We start from the raw sequence: 15778 nt of genomic DNA on the forward strand, positions 1-15778 counted from the left end.
GTACCGGTCATTCATCCCGGACATGACAATATTGTCCGATGTGAGCGCCCGTTCTTTTGATCCACTGGCAATGCCGACCGTCACCATGATCGGCGGTGGCCAGTTGGCGCGTATGACCCATCAGGCAGCGATCGCCCTGGGGCAGCGACTGCGCGTGCTCGCCGAGCGTGCCGAGGATCCGGCCGCACAGGTGAGTTCCCAGGTGGTGTTCGGCAGTCATACCGATCTAGCCGCACTGCGCAAGGCCGCGGTCGGCTCGCATGCGCTGACCTTCGACCACGAGCACGTACCGACCGAGCATTTGCGAGCACTGGTCGCCGAGGGGGTCAATGTGCAGCCGTCGCCATCGGCGCTGGTCTACGCGCAGGACAAACTGGCGATGCGCACCACCTTGCGGGAGTTGGGACTGCCGGTACCCGTGTTCACTCCGGTGACCTCGATAGCCGACGTGATGCGATTCGGCCAGGAGCGCCAATGGCGGATCGTGCTGAAAGCAGTACGCGGCGGTTACGACGGGCGGGGTGTGTGGATGCCCGATTCCGCTGCCGCGGCCGAGGCGATCGTCACCGAGCAGCTCGCTGATGGCGTCCAGTTGCTCGCGGAGGAGAGGATCAACTTGAGGCGAGAGCTGTCGGCGATGGTGGCTCGGTCGCAGTTCGGGCAGGCGGCGACGTGGCCGGTCGTGCAGACAGTGCAGCGCGACGGGCAGTGCGCGGTGGTGATCGCACCCGCGCCCGAGCTGCCGGAGAATACAGCTACGGCGGCGGAGGCCATGGCGCTGAACCTCGCTGAGCGACTCGGTGTCACCGGCGTGATGGCGGTGGAGCTGTTCGAGACCGTGGGCGGAGAATTGCTGGTCAACGAGCTGGCTATGCGCCCACACAATTCCGGGCACTGGGGTATGGACGGCGCTCGCACCGGACAGTTCGAACAGCATCTGCGCGCGATACTGGACTACCCGCTCGGTGATACCACGCCGCTGGCCGAGGTCACCGTGATGGCCAATATCCTCGGTGCGCCGCAGGCTCCTGCTATGTCGATGGATGAGCGATTGCACCATCTTTTCGCCAGGATGCCTGAGGCGAAGGTGCACCTGTACGGCAAAACCGAGCGTCCCGCCCGCAAGATCGGGCACATCAACATCCTCGGCGACGATGTGGCCGAGGTTCGGGAGAAAGCGGAGCGGGCGGCGTATTGGATGTCGCACGCGGTATGGACTGACGGATGGGATCCGCATGAGTGAAACAGAGGCCGCAACCCCGGCGGTAGGCTTGATCATGGGCAGCGATTCCGACTGGCCCACTATGGAAGCCGCCGCGGAAGCTTTGGCGGAATTCGGAATTCGCTTCGAGGTGGGTGTCGTCTCCGCGCACCGCACCCCACAGCGCATGCTGGACTACGCACGTGCTGCCGCAGGCCGTGGGCTGAAGGTCATCATCGCAGGGGCAGGTGGCGCGGCTCATCTACCCGGTATGGTCGCTTCGGCCACCCCGCTGCCGGTGATAGGTGTCCCGGTGCCACTCAGATACCTCGACGGGATGGACTCGCTGCTATCCATCGTCCAGATGCCCGCAGGCGTCCCCGTGGCTACCGTCTCCATCGGCGGTGCCCGTAACGCGGGTCTGCTCGCCGTGCGTATCCTCGCCGCGCACGATCCGGCTCTTCGGGACCGCATGGAACAGTTCCAGGCCGGACTCGAACAGATGGTCATGGTCAAGGATGACGCTCTGCGTACCAAGCTCCTGGGTTGAGCCGGAAGCCACGGAGCGGACGTGCCAAGGCTTCGGCCACAGCTCGCACCGCACCGCCCGGCTCGGGCGGGTAGTGCCTTACGGGAAGCGAGTCCCTGTGAAACAGGAACCCACCAAAGCGCCACATCGCAGCGCAGGAGGAACCCCGGTATTTCGCGACCAGGAGGATGCCGTTACCGGCGACATCACCCGCCCAAGAAGCGGGGATGGCCCCGCGCATTTTCGGCTGACGGTGGTGGATCAAGCGCTGCGGCTGTTCGCCGAGAAGGGATATGAGGCGACGACGGTGGATGAGATCGCCGAAGCCGCCGGGATCTCCCGACGGACGTTCTTCCGGCAGTTCCGTTCGAAAGAAGACGTGGTCTTCGCCGATCACGAATACCAGCTGGCGCAAGCCCAGGAATATCTGTTGGCCGCGCGGGAAGATCCGTGGGAGGCGGTATGCGTGGCGGCGGTGGGAGTGTTCGAGCGATTCACCCAGTGGCGGGAAATCGCGGCGCGACGATACCAAGTGGTGCGCCGGGTACCCACATTGCGCGAACGGGAGATCGTCACGGTATTCCGCTACCAGCGATTGTTCACCGATTACCTCCGTGAGCGGCTGCCGGATGTGCCGGATCTGGCACGGGTGCAGTTCACCGCGTCCGTAGCGGCGACGCACAATTACTTGTTGCGCCGGATGGTGCGAGGGGAGTCGGCGGCGGGTGCGGCGGATCTGCGCAGGGAACTGGCCGTCCTTCCGCGCGGTGCTGTCCGCACGACGAACGCCGACGAAGTGGTTGTCGCGGTATTTCCCCGTGGTACCGCGCCAGGGCAGGTCGCCGAACTGCTCGCCCACAAACTCGCGGCGTTGTGACCTCAGTGCGCTGTGGCATAGACCAGAGTGGGTTGTATTCGGAATATCGCCGGTCTGACACTAAGTGCCATGATGACTCCGCATGTGGTCGGGATATAAGTGCGTACAATCGTCTTTAGTTTGGCACTCAGTGCCGCTAGATTGATGCTGTGCTGGATTCGCTCAGAGAAATTCAGTGACCATCACCGACGACCATCACCGACGACCAGGAGTGAATCCGATGGCGGGAAATCCCGATTTCGACCTGTTCAAGCTGGAGGACTTCCACGATGAGCTGCGTGCCGCGATCCGCGCTCTCGCGGAGAAGGAGATCGCCCCGCATGCCAAAGACGTCGACGGCAGCGCCCGTTTCCCCGCAGAGGCGCTGACCGCGCTGACCGCCTCCGGCTTCAACGCCGTGCATGTGCCGGAGGCGTATGGTGGCCAGGGGGCGGACTCGGTGGCTACCTGCATCGTGATCGAAGAGGTCGCCCGAGTGTGTGGTTCGTCCTCGCTGATCCCCGCGGTCAACAAGCTCGGCACCATGGGGATGATCCTGAACGGATCGGAAGAACTGAACCAGCGAGTGCTGTCCGACATCGTCGACGGTGAAATGGCCTCCTACGCGCTGTCTGAGCGCGAGGCGGGTTCGGACGCGGCAAGTATGCGCACCCGGGCCAAGCAGGAGGGCGACGACTGGGTCATCAATGGTTCCAAGTGCTGGATCACCAATGGCGGCGAGTCCTCCTGGTACACCGTGATGGCCGTGACCGACGCTGATAAGGGAGCCAACGGTATCTCGGCATTCCTGGTGCACAAGGAGGACGAGGGCTTTGTGGTCGGCCCGCTCGAGCACAAGCTCGGCATCAAGGGCTCGCCCACTGCCGAGTTGTATTTCGAGAACTGCCGGGTGCCGGGTGATCGCATCATCGGCGAGCCGGGCACCGGTTTCAAGACCGCGCTGCAGACCCTCGACCACACCCGCCCGACCATCGGCGCGCAGGCCGTCGGCTTGGCTCAGGGCGCGCTGGACGCGGCGATCGCCTACACCAAGGATCGCAAGCAGTTCGGCAAGTCGATCGCAGACTTCCAGAACACGCAGTTCATGCTCGCCGATATGGCGATGAAGATCGAAGCCGCTCGCCTGATGGTCTACAGCTCAGCCGCCCGTGCCGAACGCGGCGAGCAGAACCTCGGCTTCATTTCCGCCGCCGCCAAGTGCTTCGCCTCCGATGTCGCCATGGAAGTCACCACCAACGCGGTACAGCTGTTCGGTGGCGCCGGCTACACCACCGATTTCCCGGTGGAGCGCATGATGCGCGACGCCAAGATCACCCAGATCTACGAGGGCACCAACCAGATCCAGCGTCTTGTCATGTCGCGCGCCCTGCTCAAGTGAGGTTTTTCTAGATCGCGGGATGTTCGGGCGTGCCTGGGATCGCATCTCAGGCCGTCAAAGGACACAGGCCGCCCGGACATTCCTTCGATCGCATTCCGTGCTCGCTGACAGCTCGGCGGCACCACATGCGTGTAGGTGCGCGACGAGAAATCCAGGGCGTTCTGTCTCGAGATGCCCTTCTGTTGTCGCCGTGATTGCCCGCAGTATCAGTAGGCTAGACCACCAGGTCGGCGTACTCGGCATGATCGGCGATGTACTTCTCGACGTACCAGCAGGTGGGGACGACGGAGAAGCCGGCGGCGCGGGAGTCGTCGAGGGCGTACCGCACGAGCTGGGCGGCTGCGCCGCGGCCACGGAACTCGGGGAACGTCATGGTGTGGTGGAAGTCGCGGACCTTGGAGGCTTCGCGTTCGGCGTAGTCGGCGTACCCGGCCAGAGCGTCATCTATGTAGATCTCGAAACGGGTGTCGGCGACGTTGTGCTTCAGCTTGGTCGTCATAATGCGGACAACTCCTTTCTTGCGGAAATGTTCCGGCGCCCGTCAGAGGATCGCGCCGGGATTGAGGATTCCGTTCGGGTCGAGCGCGTCCTTGATGCGCCGGGTCAGGGCCATGACATCGGGGCCGAGCTGATCGGGTAGCCAGGCCTTCTTCAATCGGCCGACGCCATGCTCGCCGGTGATGGTGCCGCCGAGTGCGATGGCCAAGTCCATGATCTCGCCGAAGGCGCGGTGTGCTCGCGCGGAGTGGTCCGGATCGGACGGATCGTGCACGATCAGCGGATGGGTATTGCCGTCGCCCGCGTGCGCGATCACCGAGACCGTCACCGCGTTGCGCTCGGCGATCGCGGCGATGCCGGTGACCAGGTCGCCGAGCCGGGGCAGTGGTACCCCGACGTCCTCCAGGAGCAGCGGACCGAGTTTCTCTACGGCGGGAATTGCGAAACGCCTTGCAGCGGAGAAGGCTTCGCCATCTTCGGGGTTGTCGGTATGGAAAACTTCTGTCGCGCCAGCCTTCTCGCAGGCCGCAGCCATGGTCTCGGCTTCGTGCCGGGCGAATTCGCCGGGGGCGTCGGAGCGCGCGACCAGGAGCGCGGCCGCGGTGCGGTCTAAGCCCATCCGCAATTCGTCCTCTACGGCGTTGATCGACACCGAGTCCATGAACTCGAGCATCGATGGCCGTAGCTCGCCGGTGATCGCCAGGATCGCTTCAGTCGCCGCGGTGAGCGTGCCGAAGGTCGCGACGACGGTGCTCTGTGGAGGCTGCGCAGGCAGCAGTCGCAAGGTCAGTTCGGTGATTACGCCGAGCGTGCCTTCGCTGCCGACGAACAGCTTGGTCAATGACAATCCCGCCGAGTCCTTCAGCCGAGGACCGCCGAGCCGAACAGGAGTGCCATCGGCGAGTACCACTTCCATGCCGAGGACGTAATCGGTTGTCACGCCGTACTTCACACAGCACAGCCCGCCCGCATTGGTGGCGGCGTTGCCGCCGATCGAGCAGATCTCGAATGACGAGGGATCGGGTGGATACCACAGGCCGTATGCGGCGACCGCGTGTTTGACTTCCGCGTTGAGCAGCCCCGGCTGTACCACCGCGGTCCGCGTTACCGGATCGACCGAAATCGCGCGCATCCGTTCGGTGCTGAGCACGATCGCCCCGGTGACGGCTGTCGCGCCGCCGGACAGCCCGGACCCCGCGCCGCGCGCAACCACAGGTACACCGTGGGCGGTAGCCCAGCGCAGTGTCGCGGCCACGTCATCGGTGCTGGTGGCGCGTACCACGGCGCGGGCGGTGCCCGCGTTCGGATCACGCGCCCAATCCTGCCGGTAGCCCGCGAGCAATCCGGGGTCGGTGAGTACCGCGCCGTCGGGGAGACAGGCGATCAGATCATCCATGTCCACATCTCTCACGCTAACCTTTATGCCCGATATTTGCTGATTCGCCTGCGTCGTTACGGGTAGTAGGCGGGCGAACCGGAATGTGACGTTTCCTACCTCGGTGGCATTCTTGCCCATGGCGAGCCACAATGCCGGATAGGGGTTTGACCGTTGGGGTATCGAGTTCACCCGGCGCCATCACATCGGGCGTCGGCCATCATGCGGTTTGCTCTGTGTTACGGGTACTACGCATATCACTCGAAGGGATGGAACGGATGCAGAGTGGACAATATAGTCGCCGGGAATTGGTCTCCGCGATGTTTTCCGGCGAATTCGTCGACGGTGGCGTCGACCCCCATATGCTGCGCCGGGTGCATACGGGTGACCACGGTGAATGGCTGAACGCGCTGGATCGCTCCGGTATCTTCGGTAAGGAGGCACTCGCCGAGTTGGCGGACGGCTGGCGCCGCGATCCGCGGGAATTGCTGGAAGCGCTGCTGGCGACGGCCGACGATGTCACCCGGCGGCGGTGTCTCGCGGCATGGTCCGATCTGGATCAGATCCTAAGCGAACCTGTTCAGGCGCGAATCGGCTGAGCCGCCTCCCGGTCTCCAGCTGTTCATCCGCCGCCGATCCCGGTTCGCCTGCCTATCCGCCGCGTGAGCGGACGCGGCGGATGAGGCGTTCACCGCGCCACCGGCGTGATCAGTTCCTCGGTCCGTGATCCGTCGACAATGATCGCGTCATTGTCGGTGAGCGCCCAGTGTGTGACGCCCTCGGCCCGGTAGCGGGCGGCGAGCCGACCACAGCTACCGTCTGGATCGGTCATGGAACCGATATGCGGCACGATGGCGCGATCGACCAAACCCAGGCCATCCCATTGTGGTTCGATACCGCAGGCCGATGCTACTTCGGCTGGGTCGTCGACGGAGTCGAGGCCGTGGAGATCCGGGGTTAGCACACACGCGCCCGCGCTGTAGCCCGCGTAGACCAATGTGTCGTCGGCGAGCAGCTGGGTGAGGACACGATCCGCCCCGCTGCGGGCGAACTGGGCACGCAGCACAAAGGTATTCCCGCCACGCACCCACACCAGCGGGAAATCGATCAGCTGCCGCGCCAATTCTGTAGTGCGCCCGATGAACTCGCGCAGGTCGAGTTCCGTCGGGACGTATCCTAGATCGCGCAGCGGCACCAGGTCGCTGGTGACTGCCGCTGCCCGCATCTCAGGCCACGCGTCGCAAGCATTTCCTATCACCGCGACGCAGCCGGGCGCGCCCGCCAGCGCGATCAGCCGATCGTAGTGAGCTCCGAAACGGTAGCTGGACAGGAACAGTCGCACCGGCTTGCTTCAGAATGTGAAGGCCAGGTGACGAACCACCTGCTGCCCGAGCTCGATGTCACCGGTCACGGTGATCTCGTCGAGGTGCTCTTCGGCAGTGGCCCTTCCGCTACCAAGTCGCACGAAAAGACTGCTGTCCATGCTGATTTCTACTGTTGCTGGTTCATCGAACGCATCGACGTAGCTTGCCCGGCCTGCCACCTGGATGTGCAATGTCCTGGCCAGCGGCCCGCTCAATACGAAGGTGATCCGCGACCCGTCCGGTGCCCCGCCTTTCTTGACCACTGTGCGCGGGATATTGCCCGCGAACTCGGCGAAGGCCAGCTCCCCGCACGGCCCGCCTTCCTCGGCCTGTGTACCGAGTGCGTCGGTGATATCGAGCTGGTGTATCCAGCAGTCGAACAACCGCACCCGCATGAACCTGCCATAACTCACTTGTCCGACCGGCGTGTTGGTTTCTTTCTCCCACTCGGCGTCGCTCATCGCCTGGAGCGCCGAAAGCCTGCGGTCGATGACGTCGCGGTAGAGCTCGAGCAGCCGGGCGCCGGACAGTGGGCGCAGCCGGTCCACCCAGATTTCGTTGAGTACCGCGGTCTCGTTGCGCACGTAGGGTAGGGCACGCACGTCGGTCTTGATCCTGGTCGGGTCGTGTGCGGGCGGACGATCGCCGAGCAGCCAGGACTCGGTGCCGATGATGTGCGCGACGACATCGAACACAGTCCAGCCGGGCAGTGACGATGGGGTGCGCCAGCGTTTCTCGTCCAGGGCGCGGACCAATGCTTCGATCCTGTCCCACTGCTTCGACAGCAGGTTGATCTGCGTGATCCGGTCCGTGGTTTCGGTCATCAGTCGACTCTCTTTTCCGGGGTTTCGCCCCCGTTGTCCAATGCCGCCATACCGGCTCGTACGGCGGCGGCTGTGCCGATCGGGTCATGCGAGCGGCGCAGCAGGAATCCCTTGGCGAACCGCAGGATATCGCCGTGTTTACGGGGAACCACATGTAAATGAACGTGCGGGATGGTCTGGAAGGCGGCCGTGCCATCGTTCAGTACCAAGTTGGCCCCATCCGCAGCGAGGCTGCTGTGTCGGACGGCCAGCGCGAGTTGACGCCCGGTGCGGAAGATCCGAGCGCCGAGCTCGGCATCGAGGTCCGTCAATTCCGCGGCGTGCTGCTTGGGTATGACCAATGTGTGGCCGCGGGCGATCGGTCGGATGTCGAGAAACGCGCAGAGGGTGTCGTCCTCATACACTTTTGCCGCTGGGGCCTCGCCTGCCGCGATGCGGCAGAAGACGCAGTCGTTCACATGCTGGACCATACGGCGTAAGAGCCGAGTGGAACAGCCCCTGGTACGGATCGAGCCCGATTCGCCTCGCCATCGGCGACACACCGAGCCTGTGACCACAGGGAATTCCGTAACCTGGCAGTTGAGTGCGCTGGGATCGAACGTAGTACCGAGTATCGAGAACGAAAGCGGGCGAGCCGGCGTTCGGCAGCTGTCGAGCGGCTTCATAACAACCAGAAATTCCGGTGTATCGGTACGATTCACTCAGCATGTGTGACGGGCGTCTCGGCTCAGCTCACCGCGTGCCGGGTACAGTTGCGAGGAATTCGAGTCAACTTACCCGAGAGCAACAGTGTCCGGCCGTCTACCTATTGCCTGAAGCTCAGCACGAAAAGGAAGTCTGACAAGTGGAGACAACGCAGAGCGTGGGCGATCCATCGTCACGTGGCACGCGTGTCGGAGTCGTTCGCGAGTTCAACGCGGGCGAACGACGTGTCGCATTGGTGCCGAAGGTCATCGCGAGTCTACTCGGGCAGGGCATCGAGATCGTCGTCGAGCCAGGAGCAGGCCAAGGCGCGCTGATTCCGGACCGCGCCTACACAGAAGCGGGTGCTTCGATCGGCGATCCCTGGTCGGCTGACGTGGTGGTGAAAGTGGCCCCGCCCAACGACGACGAAGTACGGAAACTGTCGGCGGGACAAACCCTGATCGGGTTTCTGGCGCCGCGGAACACGGACAACCAGATCGATGCGCTACGGGCTGCGGGGGTACGGGCTTTCGCAGTGGAAGCGATACCGCGGATCTCGCGCGCGCAGGCGATGGACGCGTTGTCATCGCAGGCGAACGTAGCCGGCTACAAGGCGGTGCTGCTGGCGGCCTCGGAGTCGACACGGTTCTTCCCGATGCTGACCACCGCGGCGGGCACAGTGAAGCCCGCGACGGTGCTGGTGCTCGGTGTGGGTGTCGCGGGCCTGCAGGCCTTGGCCACGGCCAAGCGTCTCGGTGGGCGGACCACCGGTTATGACGTACGACCCGAAGTGGCCGATCAGGTGCGCTCGGTGGGCGCGCGGTGGTTGGACCTGGGGATCGCCGCCACCGGTGAGGGTGGCTACGCGCGTGAGCTGACCGAGGAGGAGAAAGCCGCGCAACAGCAAGCACTGGAGGACGCGATCAAAGGCTTCGACGTGGTGATCACCACCGCGCTGGTACCAGGCCGTCCCGCGCCGCGCCTGGTGACCGCCGCGGCGGTGGAGGGCATGAAACCGGGCAGTGTGATCGTGGATCTGGCCGGGGAGACCGGCGGCAATTGCGAACTGACCGAGCCGGGCAAGACCGTGGTCAGGCATGAGGTGACCATCGCCTCCCCGCTGAACCTGCCCGCCACCATGCCCGAGCACGCCAGCGAGCTGTACTCGAAGAACATCGCGGCATTGTTGGAGTTGATGCTGGTCGACGGCAAGCTCGCACCGGACTTCAGCGATCAAGTGCTGGCGGATTCCTGCGTCACCCGTGAGGTGGAGGCCTGATGTACACCGACCTGCTGGCGAACATCGCGATCCTGGTGCTATCCGGGTTCGTCGGTTTCGCTGTGATCTCCAAGGTGCCCAACACCTTGCACACCCCGCTGATGTCGGGCACCAATGCCATCCACGGCATCGTGGTGCTCGGCGCGCTGGTCACACTCGGCAACAAACAGGATCCGTCGGTCCTGACCCAGGTGATCCTGTTCGTCGCGGTGGTCTTCGGCACTCTGAACGTCATCGGTGGCTTCGTGGTCACCGACCGCATGCTCGGTATGTTCAAGGCCAAGAAAGCCACCGGGAAGAAGGACACCGGCGAGACTGCCGAGAAGGCCGATATCTGATGCATACCTTCGACAATGTGACCTATCTGGTCAATGGCCTCTACATCGTGGCGTTCTCGATGTTCATCTATGGTCTGATGGGCTTGACCGGCCCGAAGAGCGCGGTGCGCGGCAATCAGATCGCCGCAGTGGGCATGGCGATCGCGGTGGTGGCGACACTGATCTCGATCCGGCACACCAGTAACTGGATTCTGATCATCGCCGGATTGGTGGTCGGCGTGGTGCTCGGCGTGCCGCCGGCCCGCTATACCAAGATGACCGCGATGCCGCAGCTGGTGGCCGCGTTCAACGGTGTAGGTGGTGGCACGGTCGCCCTGATCGCCTGGTCGGAGTTCATCAATTCCGAGGGCTTCTCACACCTCGAGGAGGAACCCACCGTACATATCGTGATCGGCTCGCTGTTCGCGGCGATCATCGGCTCGGTGTCGTTCTGGGGTTCGCTGATCGCGTTCGGCAAATTGCAGGAGATCCTGCCAGGGCATCCGATCGGGATCGGCAAGCTGCAGCAGCCGCTGAATCTGTTGTTGCTGCTCGGCGCGATCGCCGCAGCGGTGGTGATCGGCATCGGTGCCACGGGTGGCGGGGTGTCGCAGCTGTGGATGATCGCGGTACTGGTGCTGGCCGGTGTGCTCGGCCTGATGGTGGTGCTGCCGATCGGCGGCGCGGATATGCCCGTGGTCATCTCGCTGCTCAACGCTCTGACCGGTTTGTCGGCCGCGGCAGCCGGTCTGGCGTTGAACAATACCGCGATGATCGTCGCGGGCATGATCGTCGGCGCTTCCGGCAGTATTCTGACCAACCTGATGGCGAAGGCGATGAACCGGTCCATCCCGGCTATCGTCGCCGGTGGATTCGGCGGCGGCGGTACGGCTGTCAGTGGTGCGGGTGGCGAGCAGAAACAGGCCAAGGCCACTTCCGCGGCGGACGCTGCGATCCAAATGGCGTATGCCAACCAGGTCATCATCGTCCCCGGCTACGGTATGGCCGTCGCGCAGGCGCAGCACGCGGTCAAAGAGATGGCGACATTGCTGGAGGCCAGAGGGGTGGAGGTCAAGTATGCCATCCACCCGGTCGCGGGCCGTATGCCCGGCCACATGAATGTGCTGCTCGCCGAAGCCGAAGTGCCCTACGACGCACTCAAGGAAATGGACGAGATCAACGGCGAATTCGCCCGCACCGACGTGGCTTTGGTGATCGGGGCCAACGACGTCACCAACCCGGCCGCCAGGGAAGACGCCGCCAGCCCGATCTACGGCATGCCCGTGCTCAACGTCGACCAGGCCAGGAGCGTCATCGTGCTCAAGCGCTCGATGAGCTCCGGTTTCGCCGGTATCGACAATCCGTTGTTCTATGCCGACCACACCGCCATGCTGTTCGGCGACGCGAAGAAATCCGTCGGGGCGGTCACCGAAGAGCTGAAGGCGTTATAAGGCAGTCGTTTCGACAGCAGGGTGCTCGGTCTCCTGCTTGACGAAGTGACCGAGGAGCAGCCTGCGTAGAGCAGTAGCCGTGGCGGTTCGCCGACCAGATCGGTGAGCCGCCGACGGCGCTCCGCACTAAATGGCGGCCGGTGTAGACCGAGGGGGCGGATGCTCAACGAGCATACATGAGTTCGCACGTATATCTTTGCGACAAACAAAACAATGAAACGGCGATATCAGGCACAGTGCTGGAAAATTTCCAGCAGAAATATTCCTGTTATGGAAGTTTTGGAGCCATCTGCCAAGAGGGGGATCATCGACAAAGGGGCCGGCTGTTCGAACCCGAGTCGGTTGACATCGACTGGTCGGTTGACGTCGACTGGCTGTAAACACTAGCGGGAGCAATGGCCCTGAGTTTCGAATGTGCTCCAATCGTCGCTGGTGTCACTTCGTATATCTGCGTTCTACTCCACAACGAGTTTTTGCATGTGGGAGCGCAGCGGCTCCTCGATGGGTACTGGGCGTCGTGTCTCGCGGTCCACGAACACGTGGATGAAATGGCCCTCAGCGATGGTCTCCCCGTCCGACTTGAACAGGCCGAGCTCGTAGCGAACACTGGATGCTCCCAAGTGTCCTATTCGCAAGCCGACCCGGATCTGTTCTGGATATGAAACAGATCCCTTGTAGTTGCAGTGGGACTCGACGCACAAGCCGATGATCCCGCCATTGTGGATATCCAGGCCGCCGGTACGGATAAGCCAATCATTGATGACAGTATCCATCAGCGAATAGTGCACGGCGTTGTTGACGTGTCCGTACACGTCGTTGTCTTTCCACCGGGTCGGGACGGTCTCCCAATGCACATACTCGGAACGCATTCGCCGATTCTAGGTGGCTGCCCGGACCGGTGGTCCGTCCAACTCCTGGTCTGTGGGATGGTGCTGGTGCTGGTGTGCATCGCCGCCGCGGTGCGCCGACCGCTACGGTATTGCCAGGTCGCGCCAGCAATTCGGTGACCTGGCCCGTGAACGGCGATGGCAGCGAAACCACCGCTTCGGCCGTCTCTACCTCCGCGATGGTCTGATTCAGTTCCACCACATCGCCGATGGCGACCGATCAGGGCACCAGCTCGACGTCGGTCAGCCCCTCTCCGAGATCGGGAAGCCGGAATTCCAGGACGGAGTCCGGAAGTTCCTGGCGGGTGAGGTCTTGCACGTGAGTACCTCGCACTACGGCGGCCCTGAGCCAGGCTGCGAGTGGACGGTCGAGCGCGTCGGGAATGCGACCGAGGTCGGGCAGAGGGTATTTCTCGAGCTCAGCCGGGGGTAGGGGATGTCGAATCCGCCGTCCGCCGACGCGCAGGACCGGTGTCTCCAGGCAGTAGAAGCAGCGTTCGACGATCCGCGCGGCGGCGAAGTAGCGGCGCCCATAGGCCGAGTTCGCGTTGCTGTTGCAGTACGGTGGCCTCGGCGTCGATTCCACTGGATGTGCGGCTTTGCTCGGCATGGGCGCTCGCCTCCCCGCAGCGGATTATGGTGTATCTCACAGCGTCCATTAGAATGCGAATTGCACAAGTGTATGAGAGGACAATTGGCAGAATGCTCAATTCTGGCCGGAGAAATGATGTCGAGTTGTGTCCTTTGACCAGAGAAATGCTATGACCAGAGAAACCGTCGGTACGCGTCTGGACGCCACCGATGCCAGGCTGTTGCTGGAACTGGTCGCCAACCCTAGGGCGACGGGTGTTGAGCTGGCAGCCAGGCTCGGTCTGTCCCGCAATACCGTGCAGGCTCGTTTGTCTCGTTGGGAGGCAGGTGGAGTGCTCAGCAGTTTCGAACGCCGGGTCGAGCCGCGGGCGCTCGGCTATCCGCTCGCGGCCTTTGTCGCGGTTGTCGTCGATCAGCACCGGTTGGATTCGGTAGTGGACGAGCTCGCCGAGGTGCCCGAGGTGACCGAGGTGTGCGGCATGACCGGGTCCACCGATCTCACCGTGCGGGTGGTCGCGCAGGATGCCGACGATCTGTACCGGATCGCTGGGCAGATCCTCAAGATCCCCGGTGTCGAGCGAACCAATATGGCGCTGGTGATGCGGGAGTTGGTCGGTCCGCGTACCGCGCCGTTACTGGAGCGTCTGGCAAACTGATGTTGGGTGCCCTCGCGGCCCGTGTGGACAAGGTGTCGCCGCACTTTTCGCGGCGAGGTTTGCGTTCTCCCGCTAGGACGTGAGGTTCTCCCGTTAGGGTGCGGGAATGGAGATTTCGGGCAAAGTTGCGATTGTCACCGGAGCGGGCTCAGGTATCGGGGCCGCTTTGGCGGACCGGCTTGTCGCCGCAGGCGCCCAGGTGGTGCTTGCCGATCTGGATGGCGAGCGCGTGGCACGGGTGGCGCGGTCCCTTGGTCCTGGTGCGGTCGCGGTCGGTGGCGACGTGACCGAGGAAACGGTGATCCGTGCGCTTATCGAGCGTGCGGAAGCCGAATTCGGACCGGTGGATCTGTATTTCGCGAATGCCGGTATCGGCGGGGGCGGGGATGTGGACAGTACCGATCAGCAGTGGGCGGCCGCGCTGGAGGTCAACATCATGGCGCATATTCGGGCCGCGCGGCTGTTGGTGCCCGGCTGGCTGGAACGCGGCTGTGGTTATTTCGTCAGCACGGCGTCAGCGGCCGGTCTGCTCACACAACTCGGATCAGCGCCCTATTCGGTATCCAAGCATGCTGCTGTCGGGTTCGCCGAATGGCTCTCGGTCACATACGGCGACAGCGGGATTCGGGTGAGTTGCGTATGCCCTATGGGGGTGGAGACACCGCTACTGCACGGTTCTCCCGTTCCGCCGGAGCACGCCGCCGCGGCCGAGCTGGCGGTGCGGGCCGTCACCAGCGCGGGCGCGGTATTGTCCCCGGAGCAGGTCGCCGACGTCGTGCTCGCCGGGGTGGCGGATGAGCGCTTCCTGATCCTGCCGCACCCCGAAGTGCTGAAGATGTACCGCTACAAAGGCTCCGACTACGACCGCTGGCTCGATGGCATGCGCCGTTTTCAGGCCACCTTGCAGGCATAGTGGGCCGATGTGTGTGTCCTGGGTCGGGTTCGTATGCCACGCGCTGCGGACCGAGGTAGAGCGACACGAGGCATGCTGATGCGTAGGGTAGGGAAGTCGATGCGCGAGGATGCGATTCGGGACGAGGAGCTGAGTTGAGCACGGTACTGATCTCACCGAGGGAGCTTCGAGAAGAATTGGCGGACAAGCGGCTTCGCCTGCTGGATGTTCGCTGGGCGCTGGGCGACCCGGACGGGCCACAGTATTATCTCGACGGCCACATTCCCCGAGCGGTATTCGTGGATTTGGAAACCGAACTGGCCGCCCCACCCTCAGCCGCGCGGGGTAGGCACCCGCTTCCTGACCCCGCTCAATTGGAGAAGTGCGCGCGGAGCTGGGGTGTGCGCAATGGCGATCCTGTTGTCGTCTACGATGCCACCGCAGGTTTGGCCGCCGCCCGCGCCTGGTGGCTGCTGCGTTGGGCGGGTATCGCCGACGTGCGTATTCTCGACGGCGGACTGTCCGCCTGGATCGGTGCAGGCGGTTCGATCGCGACCGGCGCCGAACCAGACCCCGAACCAGGAGATGTCGATATGAGCTCCGGCCGGCTGCCGGTGATCGACACAGACGCTGCGGCCCAATGGCAGGGAGTGTTGCTGGACGCGCGCGCGGGCGAGCGTTACCGCGGAGAGGTGGAGCCGATCGACCCGAGGGCAGGCCACATTCCCGGCGCGATCAGCGCCCCGACCGTCGAGAATCTCGACGCCGATGGCCGGTTCCGTCCTGCAGACGAGCTGCGCGAGCGGTTCGCCGGATTCGGTTCTGGGCCGGTCGCGGTGTATTGCGGATCCGGTGTGACGGCGGCGCACCAGATCGCGGCGCTGGCCATGGCCGGCGTCGACGCGGCGCTGTATCCCGGTTCGTGGTCACAGTGGTCGAATGACCCGAAGCGACCGGTGGCGACCAGCGACTGAG

19 protein-coding genes are annotated in these 15778 nt (G+C 63.8%); 11 read left to right on the plus strand and 8 right to left on the minus strand.

Features of this window, described 5'->3' with window-relative positions; translation table 11 throughout:
- Positions 1-22 precede the first annotated feature (22 nt).
- From ACX4ZE_RS10970 to ACX4ZE_RS10985, 4 genes are all read left to right on the plus strand, one after another.
- A complete protein-coding gene (locus ACX4ZE_RS10970) occupies positions 23-1243 on the plus strand; it encodes a 5-(carboxyamino)imidazole ribonucleotide synthase (RefSeq protein ID WP_480273256.1) in 1221 nt (406 codons plus the stop codon).
- Complete coding sequence (gene purE / locus ACX4ZE_RS10975; protein WP_480273257.1) at positions 1236-1751, plus strand: 5-(carboxyamino)imidazole ribonucleotide mutase; 516 nt, start codon at positions 1236-1238, stop codon at positions 1749-1751. Before ACX4ZE_RS10970 ends, purE begins: the two co-directional genes overlap by 8 nt.
- Before the next feature lie 184 nt (positions 1752-1935).
- Positions 1936-2607: a TetR family transcriptional regulator gene (locus ACX4ZE_RS10980; RefSeq protein ID WP_480273320.1), complete on the plus strand. Its 672-nt coding sequence runs from the start codon at positions 1936-1938 to the stop codon at positions 2605-2607.
- Positions 2608-2827: 220 nt separating this feature from the next.
- Entirely contained in the window at positions 2828-3985 is a 1158-nt protein-coding gene (locus ACX4ZE_RS10985; RefSeq protein ID WP_480273258.1) for an acyl-CoA dehydrogenase, read from the plus strand.
- A 214-nt stretch (positions 3986-4199) separates the two neighbouring features.
- Here ACX4ZE_RS10985 and ACX4ZE_RS10990 read toward each other — a convergent pair whose 3' ends face one another.
- Positions 4200-4484: a GNAT family N-acetyltransferase gene (locus tag ACX4ZE_RS10990; RefSeq protein WP_480273259.1), complete on the minus strand. Its 285-nt coding sequence runs from the start codon at positions 4482-4484 to the stop codon at positions 4200-4202.
- A gap of 42 nt (positions 4485-4526) precedes the next feature.
- On the minus strand, positions 4527-5879 hold the full coding sequence (locus tag ACX4ZE_RS10995) for an FAD-binding oxidoreductase (RefSeq protein ID WP_480273321.1): 1353 nt from the start codon (positions 5877-5879) through the stop codon (positions 4527-4529).
- A gap of 257 nt (positions 5880-6136) precedes the next feature.
- On the opposite strand from ACX4ZE_RS10995, the gene ACX4ZE_RS11000 reads away from it, so the two are divergent.
- Complete coding sequence (locus ACX4ZE_RS11000; RefSeq protein ID WP_480273260.1) at positions 6137-6457, plus strand: hypothetical protein; 321 nt, start codon at positions 6137-6139, stop codon at positions 6455-6457.
- 89 nt (positions 6458-6546) lie between these two features.
- On the opposite strand, the gene ACX4ZE_RS11005 is transcribed toward ACX4ZE_RS11000, so the two are convergent.
- Genes ACX4ZE_RS11005 through ACX4ZE_RS11015 form a run of 3 tightly spaced genes read right to left on the minus strand, consistent with a single transcriptional unit; the run spans position 6547 to position 8504 of the window.
- Positions 6547-7200, minus strand: coding sequence for a Type 1 glutamine amidotransferase-like domain-containing protein (locus ACX4ZE_RS11005; RefSeq protein WP_480273261.1), 654 nt, complete (start codon positions 7198-7200; stop codon positions 6547-6549).
- 9 nt (positions 7201-7209) lie between these two features.
- Positions 7210-8046: a maleylpyruvate isomerase family mycothiol-dependent enzyme gene (locus ACX4ZE_RS11010; protein WP_480273262.1), complete on the minus strand. Its 837-nt coding sequence runs from the start codon at positions 8044-8046 to the stop codon at positions 7210-7212.
- On the minus strand, positions 8046-8504 hold the full coding sequence (locus ACX4ZE_RS11015; protein ID WP_480273263.1) for an HIT family protein: 459 nt from the start codon (positions 8502-8504) through the stop codon (positions 8046-8048). The genes ACX4ZE_RS11010 and ACX4ZE_RS11015 overlap by 1 nt, the downstream gene beginning before the upstream one ends.
- A 386-nt stretch (positions 8505-8890) precedes the next feature.
- Here ACX4ZE_RS11015 and ACX4ZE_RS11020 point away from each other — a divergent pair, with 386 nt between their 5' ends.
- From ACX4ZE_RS11020 to ACX4ZE_RS11030, 3 genes are read left to right on the plus strand one after another with little or no spacing between them, the layout of a single operon-like run.
- Positions 8891-10009 (plus strand): Re/Si-specific NAD(P)(+) transhydrogenase subunit alpha, encoded by a 1119-nt coding sequence (locus ACX4ZE_RS11020; RefSeq protein ID WP_480273264.1) that lies wholly within the window; start codon positions 8891-8893, stop codon positions 10007-10009.
- Positions 10009-10347, plus strand: coding sequence for an NAD(P) transhydrogenase subunit alpha part 2 (locus tag ACX4ZE_RS11025; RefSeq protein ID WP_480273265.1), 339 nt, complete (start codon positions 10009-10011; stop codon positions 10345-10347). Before ACX4ZE_RS11020 ends, ACX4ZE_RS11025 begins: the two co-directional genes overlap by 1 nt.
- Positions 10347-11777 (plus strand): NAD(P)(+) transhydrogenase (Re/Si-specific) subunit beta, encoded by a 1431-nt coding sequence (locus tag ACX4ZE_RS11030; RefSeq protein ID WP_480273266.1) that lies wholly within the window; start codon positions 10347-10349, stop codon positions 11775-11777. The genes ACX4ZE_RS11025 and ACX4ZE_RS11030 overlap by 1 nt, the downstream gene beginning before the upstream one ends.
- A 455-nt stretch (positions 11778-12232) precedes the next feature.
- Here the strand turns inward: ACX4ZE_RS11030 and ACX4ZE_RS11035 are convergent, their stop codons facing one another.
- The 3 genes from ACX4ZE_RS11035 to ACX4ZE_RS11045 are packed head-to-tail and all read right to left on the minus strand — an operon-like array spanning position 12233 to position 13274.
- Positions 12233-12646: an acyl-CoA thioesterase gene (locus ACX4ZE_RS11035; protein ID WP_480273267.1), complete on the minus strand. Its 414-nt coding sequence runs from the start codon at positions 12644-12646 to the stop codon at positions 12233-12235.
- Positions 12531-12866 carry a biotin/lipoyl-containing protein gene (locus ACX4ZE_RS11040; RefSeq protein ID WP_480273268.1) on the minus strand — a complete coding sequence of 112 codons (336 nt, stop codon included), beginning with the start codon at positions 12864-12866 and terminating at the stop codon, positions 12531-12533. The genes ACX4ZE_RS11035 and ACX4ZE_RS11040 overlap by 116 nt, the downstream gene beginning before the upstream one ends.
- Before the next feature lie 18 nt (positions 12867-12884).
- Positions 12885-13274, minus strand: coding sequence for a hypothetical protein (locus ACX4ZE_RS11045; RefSeq protein ID WP_480273269.1), 390 nt, complete (start codon positions 13272-13274; stop codon positions 12885-12887).
- A gap of 151 nt (positions 13275-13425) precedes the next feature.
- On the opposite strand from ACX4ZE_RS11045, the gene ACX4ZE_RS11050 reads away from it, so the two are divergent.
- The 3 genes from ACX4ZE_RS11050 (at position 13426) to ACX4ZE_RS11060 (ending at position 15777) form a co-directional block, all read left to right on the plus strand.
- Positions 13426-13911, plus strand: coding sequence for an Lrp/AsnC family transcriptional regulator (locus ACX4ZE_RS11050; protein ID WP_480273270.1), 486 nt, complete (start codon positions 13426-13428; stop codon positions 13909-13911).
- A 106-nt stretch (positions 13912-14017) separates the two neighbouring features.
- On the plus strand, positions 14018-14824 hold the full coding sequence (locus ACX4ZE_RS11055; RefSeq protein ID WP_480273271.1) for an SDR family oxidoreductase: 807 nt from the start codon (positions 14018-14020) through the stop codon (positions 14822-14824).
- 134 nt (positions 14825-14958) lie between these two features.
- Positions 14959-15777 carry a sulfurtransferase gene (locus ACX4ZE_RS11060; protein WP_480273272.1) on the plus strand — a complete coding sequence of 273 codons (819 nt, stop codon included), beginning with the start codon at positions 14959-14961 and terminating at the stop codon, positions 15775-15777.
- Position 15778: the final 1 nt, after the last annotated feature.

The sequence above is a fragment of the Nocardia sp. TBRC8007 genome, from assembly GCF_056629435.1.

Excerpts from the sequence above, each read along its gene's own strand:
- ACX4ZE_RS11030 (WP_480273266.1), top strand. The coding sequence starts at position 10,347 with ATGCATACCTTCGACAATGTGACCTATCTGGTCAATGGCCTCTACATC.
- ACX4ZE_RS11000 (WP_480273260.1), top strand. The coding sequence starts at position 6,137 with ATGCAGAGTGGACAATATAGTCGCCGGGAATTGGTCTCCGCGATGTTT.
- ACX4ZE_RS11035 (WP_480273267.1), bottom strand. The coding sequence starts at position 12,646 with ATGCGTTCCGAGTATGTGCATTGGGAGACCGTCCCGACCCGGTGGAAA.
- ACX4ZE_RS10970 (WP_480273256.1), top strand. The coding sequence starts at position 23 with ATGACAATATTGTCCGATGTGAGCGCCCGTTCTTTTGATCCACTGGCA.
- ACX4ZE_RS10995 (WP_480273321.1), bottom strand. The coding sequence starts at position 5,879 with ATGGATGATCTGATCGCCTGTCTCCCCGACGGCGCGGTACTCACCGAC.
- ACX4ZE_RS11010 (WP_480273262.1), bottom strand. The coding sequence starts at position 8,046 with ATGACCGAAACCACGGACCGGATCACGCAGATCAACCTGCTGTCGAAG.
- ACX4ZE_RS10985 (WP_480273258.1), top strand. The coding sequence starts at position 2,828 with ATGGCGGGAAATCCCGATTTCGACCTGTTCAAGCTGGAGGACTTCCAC.
- ACX4ZE_RS11025 (WP_480273265.1), top strand. The coding sequence starts at position 10,009 with ATGTACACCGACCTGCTGGCGAACATCGCGATCCTGGTGCTATCCGGG.
- ACX4ZE_RS11045 (WP_480273269.1), bottom strand. The coding sequence starts at position 13,274 with ATGCCGAGCAAAGCCGCACATCCAGTGGAATCGACGCCGAGGCCACCG.
- ACX4ZE_RS10990 (WP_480273259.1), bottom strand. The coding sequence starts at position 4,484 with ATGACGACCAAGCTGAAGCACAACGTCGCCGACACCCGTTTCGAGATC.
- ACX4ZE_RS11050 (WP_480273270.1), top strand. The coding sequence starts at position 13,426 with ATGACCAGAGAAACCGTCGGTACGCGTCTGGACGCCACCGATGCCAGG.
- ACX4ZE_RS11055 (WP_480273271.1), top strand. The coding sequence starts at position 14,018 with ATGGAGATTTCGGGCAAAGTTGCGATTGTCACCGGAGCGGGCTCAGGT.
- purE (WP_480273257.1), top strand. The coding sequence starts at position 1,236 with ATGAGTGAAACAGAGGCCGCAACCCCGGCGGTAGGCTTGATCATGGGC.